The following is a 16,627-nucleotide window of genomic DNA, read 5'->3' as shown; positions in this document are numbered from 1 at the left end:
CGCTACTCACAACCCAAACCGCGTATGCGCAACTTCTATGCCAACGACGATTTCGGCAAGGACTACCTCGCCGGCATCAAGGACGTGTTCGGTGACAAGGCATCGAAACTCATCGTGGCCGAAGAGAGCTACGAGACGTCGGAGCCTTCGATCGACGCCCATATCGTCAAGCTCAAGGGCACCGGCGCCGATGTCTTCGTCAACATCGCAACCCCGAAATTCGCGGCGCAGGCGATCAAGAAGATCGCTGAGCTGGAATGGAAGCCGATGCATCACGGGCGGCTAGTTCGACTGAACGCGGCAGCCTGAGAAAGTCGAATAGCCGCCGAAGGGCCGCTATTCTTTTCAAGCGAGCGCGGAGGACGTTCCCGCGCTTTCGATCGCGAGCACGTCATGGCCGACGTCAATCGCCACGATCGACAGGCCGAGACGACGCGAATCACCGACGCCCCTGAACACGGGGCATGCCCAGGCGAGCGTGACGATGCCTGACGGCGGCAGATCGAGGCTCAGCGTGTAGCCGTCACAGCCGGTCACGACCGCTTCGGGATCGACGGGCGCGCCCTCGACATAGAAGCGCGTGCCGATCGTATCCAGCGGCGCGCGAAGTGCGGGGCTTCGAATGCGAACAACGTTGCGGCCCGGCGTCCCCTTGATCCGCACGGCAGCCTGCGGCTCGCTCCAGCGGAATGTGTGACCCGCGGAGAACTCCTCGGCGTGGAATCCGACCGACGCGATCACATCGCCACCCAATGGCTGCGAGGCGGGCCCGGTGCCCTGCTGCCGCTGCCGATGGATGCAGTCGAGCCTTTGAATGCGGATCAGGGACGCGATATAGCGCTTCATCCACCGCGCGCCGGCTTCGCTTGATCCTACCACGGTCATCGCGATCAGGACCGCGCGCGTGTGCCCAGCCACGAGACGCGCCACGATGCGCGCGCAAAGATCGCCGAACAGTGCCGGCCCGATCCAGCGCAATAAGACGCGCAGCTTCTCGTCGGTTCGTTTCCAACCCTGTCCCGCGAGGCCATAGCGCACCAGTGCGTTCATCGCATGGCGCGCAAGCGATGCATCGAACTGGTCTCGCTCGCTCCATTCGGCCGGAATTTCGAACAGCTCGCTACCGGGATCCCTGCGCGCCTCGCTGAGATAACGGATCTCGCCTTGCACGAAGTCCAGCGTAAACGCCTTAAGTTCGTCCAGCCTGCCGATGTAATGGTGATGGACGCGAGCCTCGTCGAGATAGCCGATGACCTCACCGGCGGCATAATAGCGGGCGGCGAGCACCCATTCGGCAAAATGGCCCAGATCCGTGCGCAGGCCGCCGCATTGCTCGTAGGAAGCACGTCGTGTCACGAAGCACTGGTCAAGCACTTTGAGCCAGGGATGCTGCTTCATGCCGAATTCGATGTCGGATTGATACATCGCCGCTTCGGCTTCCGACAATGCATTATGGCAGCTTGGAATCGAGCGACAAGAAAAGCCCGACCAATCGGGATGATCCGCGATGGCGCGCATGCAGAGTTCGAGCACGTCAGGCTCGGGACGGCAGTGCGACTCCGTGAAGAACAGATAGCTGCCGCGGGCCATCGCCGCACCGAGCGCGCTCAACTCGATGTCATGACTGGATTCGCTGTATTCGACACGCGCCTCGCCGCCGACGAGCGCCTCGATATCCGCCCGGAGCACGGCGTCCGGCGGCATGACGAGGATGATCTCATAGAGCGATGTTTCTATGGTCTGCGATTTCCAGCCGAGCCAGGATTGACGCCATCGCCCGCGGTGATCGTCGAGCGGGATGATGACGGAGAACAGCGGAGATTCGGCGCCGTATGGTGCAGGCACGTCCGGCATGCCCTCTTTCATAGACGCTTGCGATGTCATTCCGGACTATTTCCCGTGGATCAAACCGACAGAAACAACGCGAACGATTCATCCACCGTGCGGCGCAGATGCTTTTGATACAATTCATGATTGGCGTCACTAGGCACGACCCGTCCCAGCGAGGGCTTCGGGAAGTTCCGGAGCGGCACGTAGGCGATCGGCGCTGCGATCGGCGTTAGCTGCGAACCGGGCCCGGCGCGGAGCGTGGAGATGATCCCATACATCTCGCCGGCAACCGTCGGCCGCGACACCGTGATCACGCGATGCTGACCGTGCTTGATGATGACGAGATAGATGAAGCCGGACTGATGCGGCACCGCAACCTCGCCGGTGTGCTCGTAGGCGGCATCGGTCCGCTCACCCTCGCGGAACACCAGTGAGGAGACCTTCGGCTCCCAGACGATCTCGGTACGGTAGGCGAAGATAGCGTCCTTGTCGCCGAACGACGGTCGCAGCGTGATGTAGACGTCCTCGAGCCAGGTCACCGCGCGATGTGCATAGGAGCCGAGGCTGTCGGGCGCGACATCGCTTGCGGCCGGAGGCGTCACCACGACGGCGCTTTTGCGCAAGGAGACCCCCAGCGCCTGCTCCAGGCGCACCGTGGTCGCCAGCGTGAACGGCCGTCGGCCGCCGAGCACCTTCTCCAGCGTCGACAGGCTGAGCTTGGCCTGCTCGGCCAGCGCCTGCCGGGAGATCCGGCGTCTGGCGAGCTCCTCGCGAATGGTCTCCGCGATCTCGCGGCTCTGCTCGTCCGAGAGCTGCTTGTCGGTGAACTTGTCCTGCGTCTGCATCGTGGCCCTGCTCCAGCATGGCCACTCTAGCAGGGCGGACAAACCAGCACAAAACCACACTTCGCCACGCAGAGGCGGACCGCGCGGGCCGGACGCGGCGGAACATTGCCGATCATTCTGCTCGCGAAATCGGGCTATCCCGGCGGATGCTGAGGGCCAGCAAACATCCTCCGGGAGCAGGCCAAATGGACACCTACGACACAACGGACAGCGACGAACACCCCATGCTGAGCCGGCTGATCAGGCTCGGATTGTTTCTTCTGGTGCAGGGCGTCGCGGTGATGCTGGTCGCCTTCATGGCCCTGCTGGTGAGCTTCGAGCCGGGCTGGTCGGCGACGACGGAGCGGGCCAGCCTGCTCCAGCCCGGCGACGCCAAATCCGGGTCTCTCCTCCTCAAGGAGGACGGCGCCTACACGGAAGCGATCCGCCTCGGCATCGACGTCGACATCACGGTATCAGGCCCGACGCTGCGCGCCCGCGTCACCCAGGTCTTCCGCAACCCGACCAAGGACTGGGTCGAGGCAACCTATGTCTACCCGCTCCCCACCGGCGGTGCCGTCGATACGCTGAAGATGGTGGTCGGCGACCGCGTCATCGTCGGCGACATCAAGGAGCGGCAGCAGGCGCGCGTGATCTACGAAGAGGCGCGTCGCGCCGGCCAGAAGGCCGCGCTCACCGAACAGGAGCGGCCGAACATCTTCACCAACTCGGTCGCCAATATCGGCCCCGGCGAAACCGTGCTGGTGCAGATCGAATATCAGGAGCCGGTGCACCAATCCGGCAACGAATATTCGCTGCGCGTGCCGCTGGTGGTCGGGCCGCGCTACAATCCGGCGCCGATCGTCCAGAGCGTCGACTTCCGCAACGACGGCTCCGGTTGGGGCGCGACGAATTCTGACCCGGTGCCGGACCGCGACCGCATCTCGCCGCCCGTGCTGGATCCCGCCAAAAATGCGCCGGTCAATCCAACCAGCATCACGGTACGCCTGAACGCCGGCTTTGCGCTCGGCGAGGTCAAGAGCCCCCACCATAACGTCAAGGTCGGGAGCCCGGACAACACGACGCGAATCGTCACGCTTGCCGACGGTGCAGTGCCGGCCGACCGCGATTTCGAACTGACCTGGAAGCCGGCCGCTGTGAAGGCGCCGTCGGTCGGTTTGTTCCGCGAGCGCGTCGGCGGCGCCGATTATCTGCTCGCCTTCGTCACCCCGCCCACCATCGAGCAGGCAACGCAGAAGCCTTCGCCGCGCGAAGTGGTGTTCGTGATCGACAATTCCGGCTCGATGGGCGGCACGTCGATCGTTCAGGCCAAGGCGAGCCTCACTTATGCGCTCTCTCGTCTCCAACCGGCCGATCGCTTCAACGTCATCCGCTTCGACGACACCATGGACGTACTGTTTCCGACCTCCGTGCCGGCCGACGCCGCGCATGTTGGTGAAGCCACTTCATTCGTCAGCGCCTTGCAGGCGCGCGGCGGCACCGAGATGGTGCCGGCGATGCGGGCCGCGCTGACCGACAAGCTCGGCGACACCAGCATGGTTCGCCAGGTCGTATTCCTGACCGACGGCGCGATCGGCAACGAGCAGCAATTGTTCGAAGCGATCACGGCGATGCGCGGCCGCTCGCGCGTGTTCATGGTCGGCATCGGATCCGCGCCCAACACCTATCTGATGACGCGCGCCGCCGAGCTCGGCCGTGGAGCCTTCACCCATATCGGCTCCGTCGAGCAGGTCGAGGAGCGTATGCGCGGCCTGTTTGCCAAGCTTGAGAACCCGGCCGTGACCGGCCTCAGCGCAAAGTTCTCCGAAGCCAAGGCCGACGTCACACCGGCGATCATTCCCGACGTCTATCGCGACGAGCCGCTGGTGCTGGCGGCAAAGCTCGACAAGCTCGCGGGCTCGCTCGAGATCAAGGGCCGCGTCGGCGACCGCCCATGGTCGGTGACGCTGCCGCTGCAAAATGCGGCCGAAGGCAAAGGCCTGTCGAAGCTTTGGGCCAAGCGCAAGATCGACGATGCCGAAGTGGCGCGCACCCTGCGCGAGATGACGCCCGAAGAATCCGACAAGGCGATCCTGGCGCTCGCGCTCGACCATCAGATCGTCACGCGGCTCACCAGCCTCGTCGCGGTCGACAAGACGCCGAGCCGTCCCGAAGGCGAGCCGCTCAAGCTCAGCGAATTGCCGATCAACCTGCCGGCCGGCTGGGATTTTGCGAAGGTCTTTGGCGAACGACCGCAGGTCCCGGCGCAGCTCCGCGAGCGTCACGCCGATGCGCGCAGCCAACCGGCCACGAGGCGGCCGACGCCCGCCACACCCGATGCGATCCGCCTGCCCAAGACCGCGACCTCGGCCGAGCTGAAGATGACCGCAGGCCTGATCCTGGTCGTACTCGCCCTGATCCTGTTCGTGTTCAACCGGCGTCAGTCCTTGCTCACTGACGCCGCTTGAGAGAGGAGTCCCCCCGATCTCCTCTGTTAGCGCGCGCGGCTGCCCGTCCCACACCAACGGCCGCGCGCGCCTTTTTTTGAACACGCCGGCTCAACCGAATTCGTCAGTGCGAGCGAAGCGAAGCAATGCAGAAATCCATCCAGGGAGGCAGTCTGGATTGCTTCGTCGCTTCGCTGCTCGCAATGACGGGAAAATGTGCCATGCCCCGCTTCATCTCTCCCCTGGTTCTCGCCCTGATCGGCGTCATCCTGTTCGGCGACGGCGCCTACATCCATGCCAAGGCGTGGCTCGCGCAGGTGCTGCTGGAGCGCGCGTTCGACCGGAGCGTTGCGACCGGCGAGGTGGTCAAGCCATGGTCATGGGCCGACACCTGGCCGGTCGCGCGGATCGAGGTGAAGCGGATCGGCGCCAGCGCGATCGTGCTGGAAGGTACGAGCGGCCAGGCGCTTGCTTTTGGGCCCGGCCATATCCACCAAACGGCTGATGCGGGCGAGCGCGGGGTTGCCGTATATGCCGCGCATCGCGACACACATTTCCGTTTCTTGCGGAATGTTTCCGTTGGTGACGTAATCGATGTCACACGCAGTGACGGCAAACACTTCCGCTATCGCGCGGATTCCTCCGCTGTGGTTCGTTTCGATGCATCGGGTATCGGTCTCGCAACGCGAGGCTTTGAGCTCGTGCTCGCGACCTGCTGGCCGTTCGACGCCATCGCGTCCGGCCCTGAGCGCTACATCCTGCATGCCACCCTGATCGGAACCGATGAATAGCGGTTCGCAATCGGTCCGCCCCTCTTGGAACCGCGCCTGATCTCTTGGCCAATCACGCTTGATCGAACCGCTGAACTGGCGGCGTCGGCCGGAGACCTATAGGAATGGTCCATTGAGTATTTTGCGCTGCAATTTGCGAGAAGAACGGTGATGGACGAGGAGTTCAGGCAGCGTCTCGAACAGCTCGAAAACCGCGTCGTGCTCCTGGAGAGGAACCAGGATCTTATTGCCGCCGGGCAAAGACGCTCCTCGCTTCGGAGCCTCTGGCGCCGCCCGCCGATGTGGACCTTCGAGCAATATCCGCCGCGCCTGCTCAACCTGACGGCTTTCCCGCCGGCGCCTGCGATCCATTCGAATGCGCCCCGGATCGCGATGGTCACGCCGAGCTACAATCATGCGCAATATCTCGGCGCCACGATCGACAGCATCGTCAGCCAGAACTATCCGAACCTGTATTATCACGTGCAGGACGGCGCCTCGATCGACGGCACGCTTGATCTCCTGAAGAGCCGCGGCGAAAGCCTGAGCTGGAAGAGCGAACCGGACAAGGGACAGTCCAGCGCCATTAATCTCGGCTTTGCCGGCATCGAGAGCGAGATCATGGCCTATCTCAACAGCGACGACATGCTGCTGCCCGGGACACTCGCTTATGTCGCAAATTACTTCATGGCCCATCCGCATGTCGACGTCGTCTACGGCCACCGCGTCTTCGTCGATCGCGAGGGACTCGAGGTCGGCCGCGCCGTGCTGCCGCGCCATGACGGCAAGGCGTTGCGATATGCCGATTACATTCCGCAGGAGACGATGTTCTGGCGCAGGCGTGTGTGGGACAGGATCGGCCCGATCGACGAGAGCTTCCACTACGCGATGGACTGGGACTTCATCCTGCGGGTGCAAGCCGAGGGATTCAAATTCGCACGCTTGCCGCGATTTCTCGCCTGCTTTCGAATCCATGACGCACAGAAGACGGCATCCACCTATGCGGTCGGCGTCAGGGAGATGGGCATCCTGCGCCGCCGCGTTCTCGGCTTCAATCCGACACAGTTGCAGATCCGGCGCGCCATCGCTCCCTATCTCGCGAAGCAGCTGGCCTATCACTACGCCTACAAGCTCAGCATCCTGAGATACTGAACGATAGCGCGAGCCGTGATCCGAACATGTCGATCACCAGTGCTTGATGCGCGTTCATTCCATCGCACGGCATACCCACCCATGAGGTTGCCAGTCCGAAGAACTCGCCATAGAACAGAGTGACGCGCCGCCAACAAGAACAACAGGTGAGGTCACGCCATGGAAGCTCGCGTATCTGCCGCGTCCGGTTCTTCGCATCCATGGTCTCCAACGCCCGACGCCGGCGACATCGTCAAGGGCATCCACGCCATGCTGCATCCGCACAACATCGTGCTGGTGGGCGCGACCGACAAGCCCGGCAACTACGCCGAGCGCATCTGGAACAATCTGGTCAAGTACGGCTACGAGGGCGGGCTCTATCCGGTCAATGCCAAACGCGCCACCATCTGGGGTGTCCCCTGCTACAAGGACTTTGCCAGCCTCCCGGAAAAGCCCGATCACGTGCTGGTGCTGGTGCCGGCGCGCTTTGCCGTGCAGGTGATCCGCGATGCCGCCGCGGCCGGCGCGCGCTCGGCCACCATCGTCACCTCGGGCTTCAGCGAGTTGCAGGATGAGGAGAGCCAGAAGCTCGCCGCCGAACTGCAGGCGGCCGTGCGCGAGACGGGATTGGCGGTCACCGGCCCGAACTGCCTCGGCAATTTGAGCGCCGGCGAAAAGCTCTTCACCAATATCGACGACCGTGTCGTCACCATGGAACAGGGCGCGGTCGCCATTGCCGGGCAATCCGGCGCCATCGTCATGGCGATCCGCCAGGCACTGGAAGATCGCGGCGTCGGGGTCGGCTACATGGTGACGACCGGCAACGAGGCCGGGCTCGAGACGCCGGACCTGATGCGCTATTTCGCCGAGGATCCGAGCATCAAGGTGATCGTGGTCTACCTCGAAGGCGTGCGCAACACCAAGGCATTCCGGGACGCCTGCAAGGCGGCGCGCGCCGCGAGCAAGCCGGTGATCGCGCTCAAGCTCGGGGCATCCGAGGGTGGCCGCGCGGCGGCGATGGCACACACCGGCGCGCTCGCGGGCTCGATCGAGACATTCGACGCCATCGCAACCCGCGAGGGCGTGATCCGCGTCGGCGGGCTCGACGAGCTGATCGAGACCACCGAATGCTTCGTCCACGCCACCGTGCCCGGGGGCGACCGGCTCGCGGCGGTCACGCTATCCGGCGGCAAGCGCGGCATGCTGATCGATGCCTTCGATGCAGAAGGCCTGAATTTTGCGCCGCTCAGCTCGCATGTCAGCTCGGAGCTGGCAAAAATGCTCGGGCCGGGCTCGATCGTCGGCAATCCGCTCGACGCCGGCTTTGCCGCGGTGGTCGATCCCTCCGTCTACATGAAATCGATCGAGCTGATGATCGACGACCCCGATATCGACATCGTCATCGTCGATGCCGAGCTGCCAAAGGCGCCGCACGAGCTGCGCCAGCGTAACTTGCGGATCGTCAACGAGATGGCGAGCCGGGCCGGCAAGCCAGTGATCTATATCAGCGCGATGTCGATCGGCTTCACCGAGTCCACCAAAACCTTGCGCAAATCGCTGCCGCATCTCGCAGTCATGCAGGGCATGGATCGCGCGGTGACCGCGATCAAGTCGCTGCTCGACTACGCCAAGCTGCGCAAGGAAGTGCCCGATATCGTCTCGAGCTCGAAGCCTGCCGCGCGTGTCGTGCTGGAGAAGGCGCTGAAATCGGCAACCGGCGCCGCGCTCGACGAGGTCGCCTCCAAGAAGCTCCTGAAGGCCTACGGTATCCCGATCTCGAAGGAGGCTATCGCAAAGACCGCAGCCGAGGCCGTGAAGATCGCGAAGCAGATCGGCTTTCCGGTCGTGGCCAAGGTCGTCAGCGCCGAGATTCTGCACAAATCCGACATCGGCGGCGTGGTGCTGAATCTCAACAACGCGGCCGAGGTGAAGAAGGCGTTCGCCGATATCACCGCGCGGGTGAGCAAGCTGAAGGGCAAGCCGAAGCTCGACGGCATCCTGATCGCGCAACAGGTCAAGGCCGATCTGGAGCTCGTGGTCGGCGCCTCACTCGATGCCGAAATGGGTCCCGTCGTGCTGTTCGGCACCGGCGGCATCGACATCGAGCTTATGAAGGACGTGGCGCTCGCCGGTGCGCCGCTGGACGAGGCCGAGGCGCGCCTCCTAATCGATCGCACCAAGGCCGGCATCAAGATGCGCGGCTATCGCGGCAAGCCGGCCTTGCACGAGGCCTCCGCCCTGAAAGCGTTGGTCGGCCTGTCCAACCTGATCGCGGATGCCGGCGACCGGATCGCCTCGATCGACGTCAACCCGTTCCTGATCAATGCCAAAACCGGCGTCGCCGTCGATGCCCTCATTGTGCTGAACAATGCCGCAGCAAAACGCGCCGCCGGGCATTGATCTCGCGCAGGGCGCATTAGTTAGCGCAGCATAATCCGCCAGTCCTCACAACAAACGCGAGAGGCAGTGGCGGGTTACGCTTCCGCCTTCGCTCTTCGAGCTACGGCGGACAAGTCGTTAACCCGCCCTGCGTAACATGACGGCCGCAGCATCATCCTTCCAACTTCTCCACTTTGGCCGTAAAATCACCCTGCATGGCACGCGCGAGCAATCTGGTGATCGGAACGGCGACACTGGCGGTGATCGCCGTGGCGTTCGGCGGCCTGCTCGGCGTGCAGAAATGGCGCACCCTCCAGAGCCGCAGCCAATTGCGCGTGGTGTTCGAGGGCGGCTCCGCCAGCGGACTGCGCCGCGGCGGGCCGGTCAATTTCGACGGTGTTCCCGCGGGCCAGATCCTGTCGATCAAGCTGGACAATCCGCGCAAGACCGTGGCGCTGGTGATGCTCGACAACACCGCGCCGATCCGCAAGGACACCGTCGCGGGCATCGAGTTCCAGGGTCTCACCGGCGTCGCCGCAATCTCGCTGATCGGGGGCGCTCCCTCCGCGTCGCCGGTGCCGCTCGACTCGGACGGCGTCCCCGTGCTGACCGCCGATCTCAGCGACGCCGAATCCATCGTCGACACTCTGCATAGTGTCGATCGCACCATCGTGAGCAACGCCCCAGCAATCAAGGAGGGCCTGCGCACGTTCGAGAACCACACCGCCGATCTCAGGAGCAAGGGCGGCGAAATCGACACGGTCATGGTCAAGGTCGACAGCGCCTTCGCGGGCTTCGACAAGGCGGTCACAAAGATCGAGGGCGTGGTGCCCGGCTTTGTCGATGGCAAGGCGGATGAGCTGTTCGAAAAGATACAGGATTTGCACGAGCTCGCCGACACCATGAAGAAGAAATCGGCGAACTTCCTCGAGGACATCCGTCGCTCGTTGCTCGACCTCAGCGAGGCCGCCAACAAGATGAGCGGGACGCCCGCTTCCGCCGCCGCACCGCGCCCGCCGCGCAAGCCCACGCAGCAAAAGCGGTAGAGCCTACCAAGCGTAGCGGACGACGCCCTTGCCGGCGTAGGAGCGGGTGACGTTCGAGAACTCGCCCTCGAAGGTCGCTGACGCAGACCAGCCGCTCATCCAGCTCATCTGTACCGCCGCCGTGGTCAGTGCGGAATCGCGCGCCTGGGCGGCACCGTTCACGACGAACGCCGATCCCGGCAACGTCTGGAATACCGCGCCGACGGTGCGGTCCGGATTGTAGTCATGCGCCCAGGCGACGCGGCCGCGCAGGGTCATCAGGCCGCCGGCCGCGGCGAACGACTTATCCGCGCGCAGGCCGAGTTCGGTGCGGGTGCTGGTCACGTTCTTGGCGGCATAATTCAGCGCGAAGACGTTGCTGCCGACCACAGCGAACTCTGAATAGCTCGGAAGGCTGAACATGGCGGCCTGGAGCGCCGCATAGGGCGTGAGGCCGATCCACTGCGTGGCATGGCGATAGCCGCCCTCGATCCGGCCCGAGAGCGCGTTGGCGTTGAACTGTGCACGCAACTGATCGACACCGGCAGCAGTGACGATGCGGTTTGTCGTGACGTCCTGCCAGCCATAGGCCAGCGCGGCCGTGATATAGGCCGGTCCGGCGGTATGGCGCACGAAGGCGCCGGCCTGGAACAGGTCGGAGCGGCCCCAGCCGAGCCCGTTGACGTTGAATCCGGTGCCGCCGCCCGCAAGCGCAAAGCCGGCGATCGTCGACGGCGAGAAGCGATAGTCGAGGCCGACGGCGGTGCCGTAGACGCTGCTGGAGGTGTGATTGGAGCCGAGAGCAACGCTGCCGTCGGTGGTCTGCGAGCCACCATAGCCGGCGGCCCACACATCCCAGCGCTGCTCAAACGTCGTAGTCGGCGCCTTGCGGTAGATCGAAGCAAACGCGTCGCGTGCGCTCTTGTCACGCGCACTCTTGCCGGTCGCGGCATACGCATTCGCGCTCGTCTCGTCGACGAAGGGCGTCGCACCCGGTGTGCCGCTGCGCCCTGAGCCGAACACGTCGGTCAACAGGCCGAGGAACAGGTTCATCGCGTTGAACGTCGTCTGCTGCGAACCCGTTGCCGACTCGCCGGAAGTCTGCGTCAGGCCGGCCGGCGAAAGGTTCGCCAGCACCACGGGCAGGCTGCCGGTGCTATCGAAATAACGCGCCAGCGCGTTGGCGACGTTCTGCTGGTTGACGTTAAGACCCGAACCGTAGCTCAGCGAAAGATCCAGGAAGACGTTGTTCGGGTCGTAGCTCAGGACGGCCTTCAGGTTCGACGAGAGCCCCGCAACGACCGGATTGAACTTATCGGGGAGAGTTGACGCATTCAGGATCGTGTAGTGCTTCGCGATCGTGCCGGTCGGAACGACCACCACGGTGGCGCCGCCGAGCGTCGCCGTTCCGGTCACGGCCGTAAGGCCGCTGCTGGCACCCGAGACCCGCACCATGTAGCTCGACGCGCTCGTGAACGACAGATCGCCGGACACGGTGAGCGTCCCGGTCGGCTTGCCCGGCGCCAGCGTGCCGCCATTGACGACGGTGTTGCCGACCGTGCCGATACCGCCGAATGTGCCGCCGGCGGCGACGGTCACATTGCCGTTGATGGTTCCGGCGAGGATGAGCGTGCCGCCGAGCACGTTCCAGTCCTGATTTCCAGTGCCTGTCACCGTCCAGGTCGAGCTGTCGACCTTGTTGAAGGTCGAGAAGCCGTCGTACTGGAGGCCGGTACCGATCAAGCTGAGATCGAACGTGTCCTTGCCAGTGCCGCCAAGCTGGAACGTGTCGGTACCGGTGCCGAGAACCAGGCCGTTGATGATGCTGCCGGGCCCGAGCGTAAGCGTGTTCGGGCCGCAGATACAAAACTCGATCGCGGCAAAGCCGGTCGCGGCGTTGATGGTGCCGGAGTTGAAGACGCTCGCTCCGCCATTCACGCTGATGCCGACACCCCCGGCCCCGACAGTGATGGTGCCGGTATTGACGACCTGGTTGCCCGTTGTGAACGCGCTCACGTCGATGCCGATGCCGGAATCGCCGACGGTGATCGTGCCGCTGTTGGTCACGGTGTTGGAATCACCGAAAGCTATGATGCCCTCGGCGAAATCGGCCCCCGCGATCCGTCCGCTGTTGGTGATCGTGGAGGACAGGCCCGTAAAGGCGATGCCCGCACCGCCCAGGCCGACATTGATCGTCCCGCTCTGGCTGATGACGGCCCGATCGCCCTGCACCGAAATGCCCGCCGATCCGCTGTCGCCCGTCGTGATCGAACCGCCATTGGTCACCTTGGCGTCATCGCCGAACACGGCAATGCCGACGCCAAAGTCGCCGGCCATGATGGCGCCGAAATTGCTGACGGTTTGGAAGTTCCCCTGCATGAAGATACCGGCGGCATTCTGCCCGACCGAGATCGTACCGGTGGCCGTGTTGGTGACCGTGTTGTTGTCATTGATCGCGAGAATGCCGCCTGAGAATCCACCGGAATCGCCAATCGTGATCGTACCGGCATTGGTCACGGTCGCGCCGCCGAAGGCGTAGATGCCGATCGAATCGCTGCCTCCGGTGATCGTGCCGGTCACGGTATTGGTGATCGTATTGTTCAGGCCCGCGAAGATGCCCGCGCCCGATACGCCCACCGACACGGCCCCGCTGTTGGTGACGGTATTGTTATCGCCGACCGAGAGCGCGATGCCGCCGTCGCCGGTGGTGATCGTGCCGGCATTGGCAATGATGTTGTGATCCAGCGCGGAGATGCCCAGGCCATTGTCGAGCACCGTGATGACGCCGTTATTGGTCACGGCGTTCGAGTTACCAATGCTGATGCCGATCAGGCCCGAGCCTGGCGACAGCGTTCCGTTGTTGGTGACGGTGCTGAAATCGTTGACGCCGATCGACACCGTGCCGTTGTCCTGGACAGCAGCTCCGTGCAGCACATTGACGATGAGGCTGTCGACCCCGGCTCCGGCCTGAAAGCCGTCGATATCGGAGCCGCTGCAGGTGACGGTCTGGCCGCTCAAGGCGGGATCGGGGACGCATTGCGCGCTGGCCGATGTCGTCGAAAGACCAAGGCCAAACACAATGGTCAGGATTGCCGATGCGCCGACGGATGACACGGCGCCGCCCCGGCGCAGTCGATCCTGCCGCCTCCGTAGCCCCTCGCCCCTCACGTCACGCGCTCCCCATTCCCTGCAGTTCCGCCGGGAACTTAGGCCATCAGGAGGCCCCGCAATACTACGCTCCGCCCGAATGCGTCCGTTTGGCGCACAACCGGGATGGAATCCGGCGGGCATGTTGCAACCGGGCCACGGTTTTGCGACTCAAACTTCCCATTTTGCGCGTGGTGCGCCTCACTCCGGCCGGCCGCGACGCCGCCCATCCTACGGCATCCGCAATGGCTCAGTAATTGGTGGCCGCCGCTTCATTCGGGATGCCGTCGATCGGGCATTCCGCGGTCCCCGGCGTCGAGCGGGTCATCGCCTCGACCATGTCCCGGGTGCCTTCGGGATCGGCAATCCAGTTCTTGTAGAAATCATAGGGGCAGGCCGCGACGCCGCGCGGGCTTTCGCCGGAATTGATCATGCCGGTGTAGCCGCGATGGACCAGCTTGTAGAGATGGTTCTGCGACTGACCGTTGCGACGGGCATCGCGGATCAGATGTTTCGACAGCTGGGCATACTGGATGCCGTAGTCCTCCTCGCCGCACTCACCGAGCGTGCGGCCGTCGAAACCGATGATCGCGGAGTGACCGAAATAGGAATAGACCCCGTCGAAGCCGGCGGCATTGGCGACCGCGACATAGACATTGTTGGCCCACGCCATCGCCTTGGAAATCAGGATCTGCTGTTCCTTGGCCGGATACATGTAGCCCTGGCAACGCACGATCAGCTCGGCGCCCTTCATGGCGCAGTCGCGCCAGATCTCCGGGAAATTGCCGTCGTCGCAGATGATCAGGCTGACCTTCATCCCTTTCGGGCCATCGGAGACATAGGTGCAATTGCCGGGATACCAGCCCTCGATCGGCACCCACGGCATGATCTTGCGGTACTTCTGCACGATCTCACCCTTGTCGTTCATCAGGATCAGGGTGTTGTAGGGCGCCTTGTGCGGATGCTCCTCGTGGCGCTCGCCGGTGAGCGAGAATACACCCCACACCTTGGCCTTGCGGCAGGCCTCCGCAAAAATCGCGGTCTCTTCACCGGGCACCGCGCAAGCGGTCTCATACATCTCCTTGGAATCGTACATGATGCCCTGGGTGGAGTATTCCGGAAAAATCACCAGATCCATGCCGGGAAGGCCGGTCTTCATGCCCACCACCATGTCGGCGATCTTGCGGGCGTTATCGAGCACCTCGGCCTTGGTGTGCAGGCGGGGCATCTTGTAGTTGACCACCGCGACGCCGACGGTGTCGTTGCTGCTGGAGATGTCACCGTGAAGCATTTTGGCCGCTCCTGTACTTTATTTGTTTGAGATTGCCGCCGGTAAGTCAGCCGCGTGAATCAGTGGCTGATCATCCAGGGCCGCGCGGTCGGAAAACCCTTGGCACCGCTCCTGGTCTTGGTCACCAGCCGCGCCGGCTTTTTCTTGTCCGATGAGTTCTTGTCCGACGAGTTTTTTCCCGTCGAGCAGCAGCCGCAGCCGGGGCCATGCGAGGCCTTGTATTGCGCAAGCGTCTGCGGCGCGTGGGTGCTGCGCTCGTTGACGGCGTGTGCTTTTCGCTTTTCCGAGGGCATGCAGAAGAAATTCGGCGCGGTCAGAATCACGCGAGGCGCCATGGTCTCGCAACTTGGACAGGCCTGCGGATCGTCGTATTCGGCCATCGGCCTGAGGTCCTTGAACGGACCGCAATCGTCACAGAGATATTCATAGACCGGCATCGCATCATCCCTACGCTGTTGCCTGTGAGAGACTGTCCCGCGGCGGATGCGGGGCGGCAGTTACGCCGTCCCGCATCCGCCTCGTGCAGGGATTACTTGTCGGGCGAGATCGGCATCTGGATATCGCCCTTGATGTGCTTGATAGGCCCTGCCGACGACGGCATCACGTCGAAGTCGAAGATCTCCGTCGGCAGCCAGAGCGTGGCGCAGGCATTGGGCACGTCGACCACGCCGGAGATGTGCCCCTGGCACGGCGCGGTGCCGAGGATCGAATAGGCCTGAGCGCCTGAGTAGCCGAACTTCTTCAGGTACTCGATGGCGTTGAGACAGGCCTGGCGGTAGGCGATGTGGACGTCGAGATAATGCTGCTTGCCGGCCTCGTCGACCGAGATGCCCTCGAAGATCAGATAGTCCTTGTAGTTCGGCGTGATCGGCGACGGCTTGAAGATCGGGTTCTTGATGCCGTATTTCGCCATGCCGTCCTTGATCACCTCGACCTTCAGATGCAGCCAGCCGGCCATCTCGATCGCACCGCAGAAGGTGATCTCGCCGTCGCCCTGGCTGAAGTGCAGATCGCCCATCGAGAGACCGGCACCGGGCACATAGACCGGGAAGTAGATCTTCGAGCCGCGCGAGAGGTCCTTGATGTCGCAATTGCCGCCGTGCTCGCGCGGCGGCACGGTGCGCGCGCCTTCCGCGCCGATCTTGTCCTTGACGTCGCCCTTGGCGCGGCCGCCATGAGCGGTCGGCGCGAATGGCGGATTGGCAAGGCCGGGCACGCGGGTCGGGTTGGTCGCGATCAGCTCGGCCTCGCGCTTGTTCCAGGTGTCCAGCATCTTCGGATCGGGCAGACAGCCGATCAGGCCGGGATGGATCAAGCCGGCGAAATTGACGCCGGGTACGTGGCGCGACGAGGTGTAGAGGCCCTTGATGTCCCAGATCGACTTCTGCGCCAACGGGAAATGGTCGGTGAGAAAGCCGCCGCCGTTCTGCTTGGAGAAGAATCCATTGAAGCCCCACAGGCTCTCCTTCATCGGACCGACGTCGAGCAGATCAACGACGAGGAGGTCGCCGGGCTCGGCACCCTTGACGCCGATCGGGCCGGAGAGGAAGTGAACGATCGACAGATCGATGTCGCGTACGTCGTCGGCGGAATCGTTGTTCTTGATGAAGCCGCCGGTCCAGTCATAGGTCTCGATGATGAAATCATCGCCAGGATTGACCCAGGCCACGATCGGAATGTCGGGGTGCCAGCGGTTATGCACCATATCATTTTCATAGGGCGACTTGGTGAGATCGACCTTGATCAGTGTCTCTGGCATCGAGATGCTCCCCTTTTTACACGG

The 16,627-nt window shown here is 63.6% G+C and carries 11 protein-coding genes and 1 pseudogene; 6 read left to right on the top strand and 6 right to left on the bottom strand.

The window, feature by feature from the left end; genetic code table 11:
- Positions 1-30: 30 nt before the first annotated feature.
- Positions 31-273 (top strand): annotated as a pseudogene (locus tag QCM77_RS11850) (ABC transporter substrate-binding protein); the annotation flags it as partial.
- A gap of 72 nt (positions 274-345) precedes the next feature.
- On the opposite strand, the gene QCM77_RS11845 reads toward QCM77_RS11850, so the two are convergent.
- On the bottom strand, positions 346-1,884 hold the full coding sequence (locus QCM77_RS11845) for a glycosyltransferase family 2 protein (RefSeq protein ID WP_279683744.1): 1,539 nt from the start codon (positions 1,882-1,884) through the stop codon (positions 346-348).
- Between the two features lie 20 nt (positions 1,885-1,904).
- Positions 1,905-2,675 carry a helix-turn-helix transcriptional regulator gene (locus tag QCM77_RS11840; RefSeq protein WP_279683743.1) on the bottom strand — a complete coding sequence of 257 codons (771 nt, stop codon included), beginning with the start codon at positions 2,673-2,675 and terminating at the stop codon, positions 1,905-1,907.
- A gap of 185 nt (positions 2,676-2,860) precedes the next feature.
- On the opposite strand from QCM77_RS11840, the gene QCM77_RS11835 reads away from it, so the two are divergent.
- The 5 genes from QCM77_RS11835 to QCM77_RS11815 all read left to right on the top strand — a co-directional run bounded on the left by QCM77_RS11835 (position 2,861) and on the right by QCM77_RS11815 (position 10,427).
- Positions 2,861-5,122 carry a marine proteobacterial sortase target protein gene (locus QCM77_RS11835; protein ID WP_279683742.1) on the top strand — a complete coding sequence of 754 codons (2,262 nt, stop codon included), beginning with the start codon at positions 2,861-2,863 and terminating at the stop codon, positions 5,120-5,122.
- A 200-nt stretch (positions 5,123-5,322) separates the two neighbouring features.
- Positions 5,323-5,892, top strand: coding sequence for a class GN sortase (locus tag QCM77_RS11830; protein ID WP_279683741.1), 570 nt, complete (start codon positions 5,323-5,325; stop codon positions 5,890-5,892).
- Positions 5,893-6,042: 150 nt separating this feature from the next.
- On the top strand, positions 6,043-7,023 hold the full coding sequence (locus QCM77_RS11825; protein WP_279683740.1) for a glycosyltransferase family 2 protein: 981 nt from the start codon (positions 6,043-6,045) through the stop codon (positions 7,021-7,023).
- 159 nt (positions 7,024-7,182) lie between these two features.
- Positions 7,183-9,402 (top strand): acetate--CoA ligase family protein, encoded by a 2,220-nt coding sequence (locus QCM77_RS11820; RefSeq protein ID WP_279683739.1) that lies wholly within the window; start codon positions 7,183-7,185, stop codon positions 9,400-9,402.
- A gap of 194 nt (positions 9,403-9,596) precedes the next feature.
- Entirely contained in the window at positions 9,597-10,427 is an 831-nt protein-coding gene (locus QCM77_RS11815) for an MlaD family protein (protein ID WP_279683738.1), read from the top strand.
- Between the two features lie 3 nt (positions 10,428-10,430).
- Here the strand turns inward: QCM77_RS11815 and QCM77_RS11810 are convergent, their stop codons facing one another.
- The 4 genes from QCM77_RS11810 to fmdA form a co-directional block, all read right to left on the bottom strand.
- Positions 10,431-13,520, bottom strand: coding sequence for an autotransporter outer membrane beta-barrel domain-containing protein (locus QCM77_RS11810; protein WP_279683737.1), 3,090 nt, complete (start codon positions 13,518-13,520; stop codon positions 10,431-10,433).
- A gap of 283 nt (positions 13,521-13,803) precedes the next feature.
- Positions 13,804-14,844: an aliphatic amidase gene (locus QCM77_RS11805; protein WP_279683736.1), complete on the bottom strand. Its 1,041-nt coding sequence runs from the start codon at positions 14,842-14,844 to the stop codon at positions 13,804-13,806.
- A gap of 59 nt (positions 14,845-14,903) precedes the next feature.
- Positions 14,904-15,281 (bottom strand): FmdB family zinc ribbon protein, encoded by a 378-nt coding sequence (locus QCM77_RS11800; protein ID WP_279665229.1) that lies wholly within the window; start codon positions 15,279-15,281, stop codon positions 14,904-14,906.
- Between the two features lie 92 nt (positions 15,282-15,373).
- Positions 15,374-16,603, bottom strand: a complete 1,230-nt coding sequence (gene fmdA / locus QCM77_RS11795) for a formamidase (RefSeq protein WP_279665232.1) — start codon at positions 16,601-16,603, stop codon at positions 15,374-15,376.
- Positions 16,604-16,627 lie beyond the last annotated feature (24 nt).

Origin of the sequence: Bradyrhizobium nivariense (genome assembly GCF_029846695.2) — a bacterium.
GTDB lineage: Bacteria > Pseudomonadota > Alphaproteobacteria > Rhizobiales > Xanthobacteraceae > Bradyrhizobium.
This window is presented reverse-complemented; position numbering and strand designations above follow the sequence as displayed.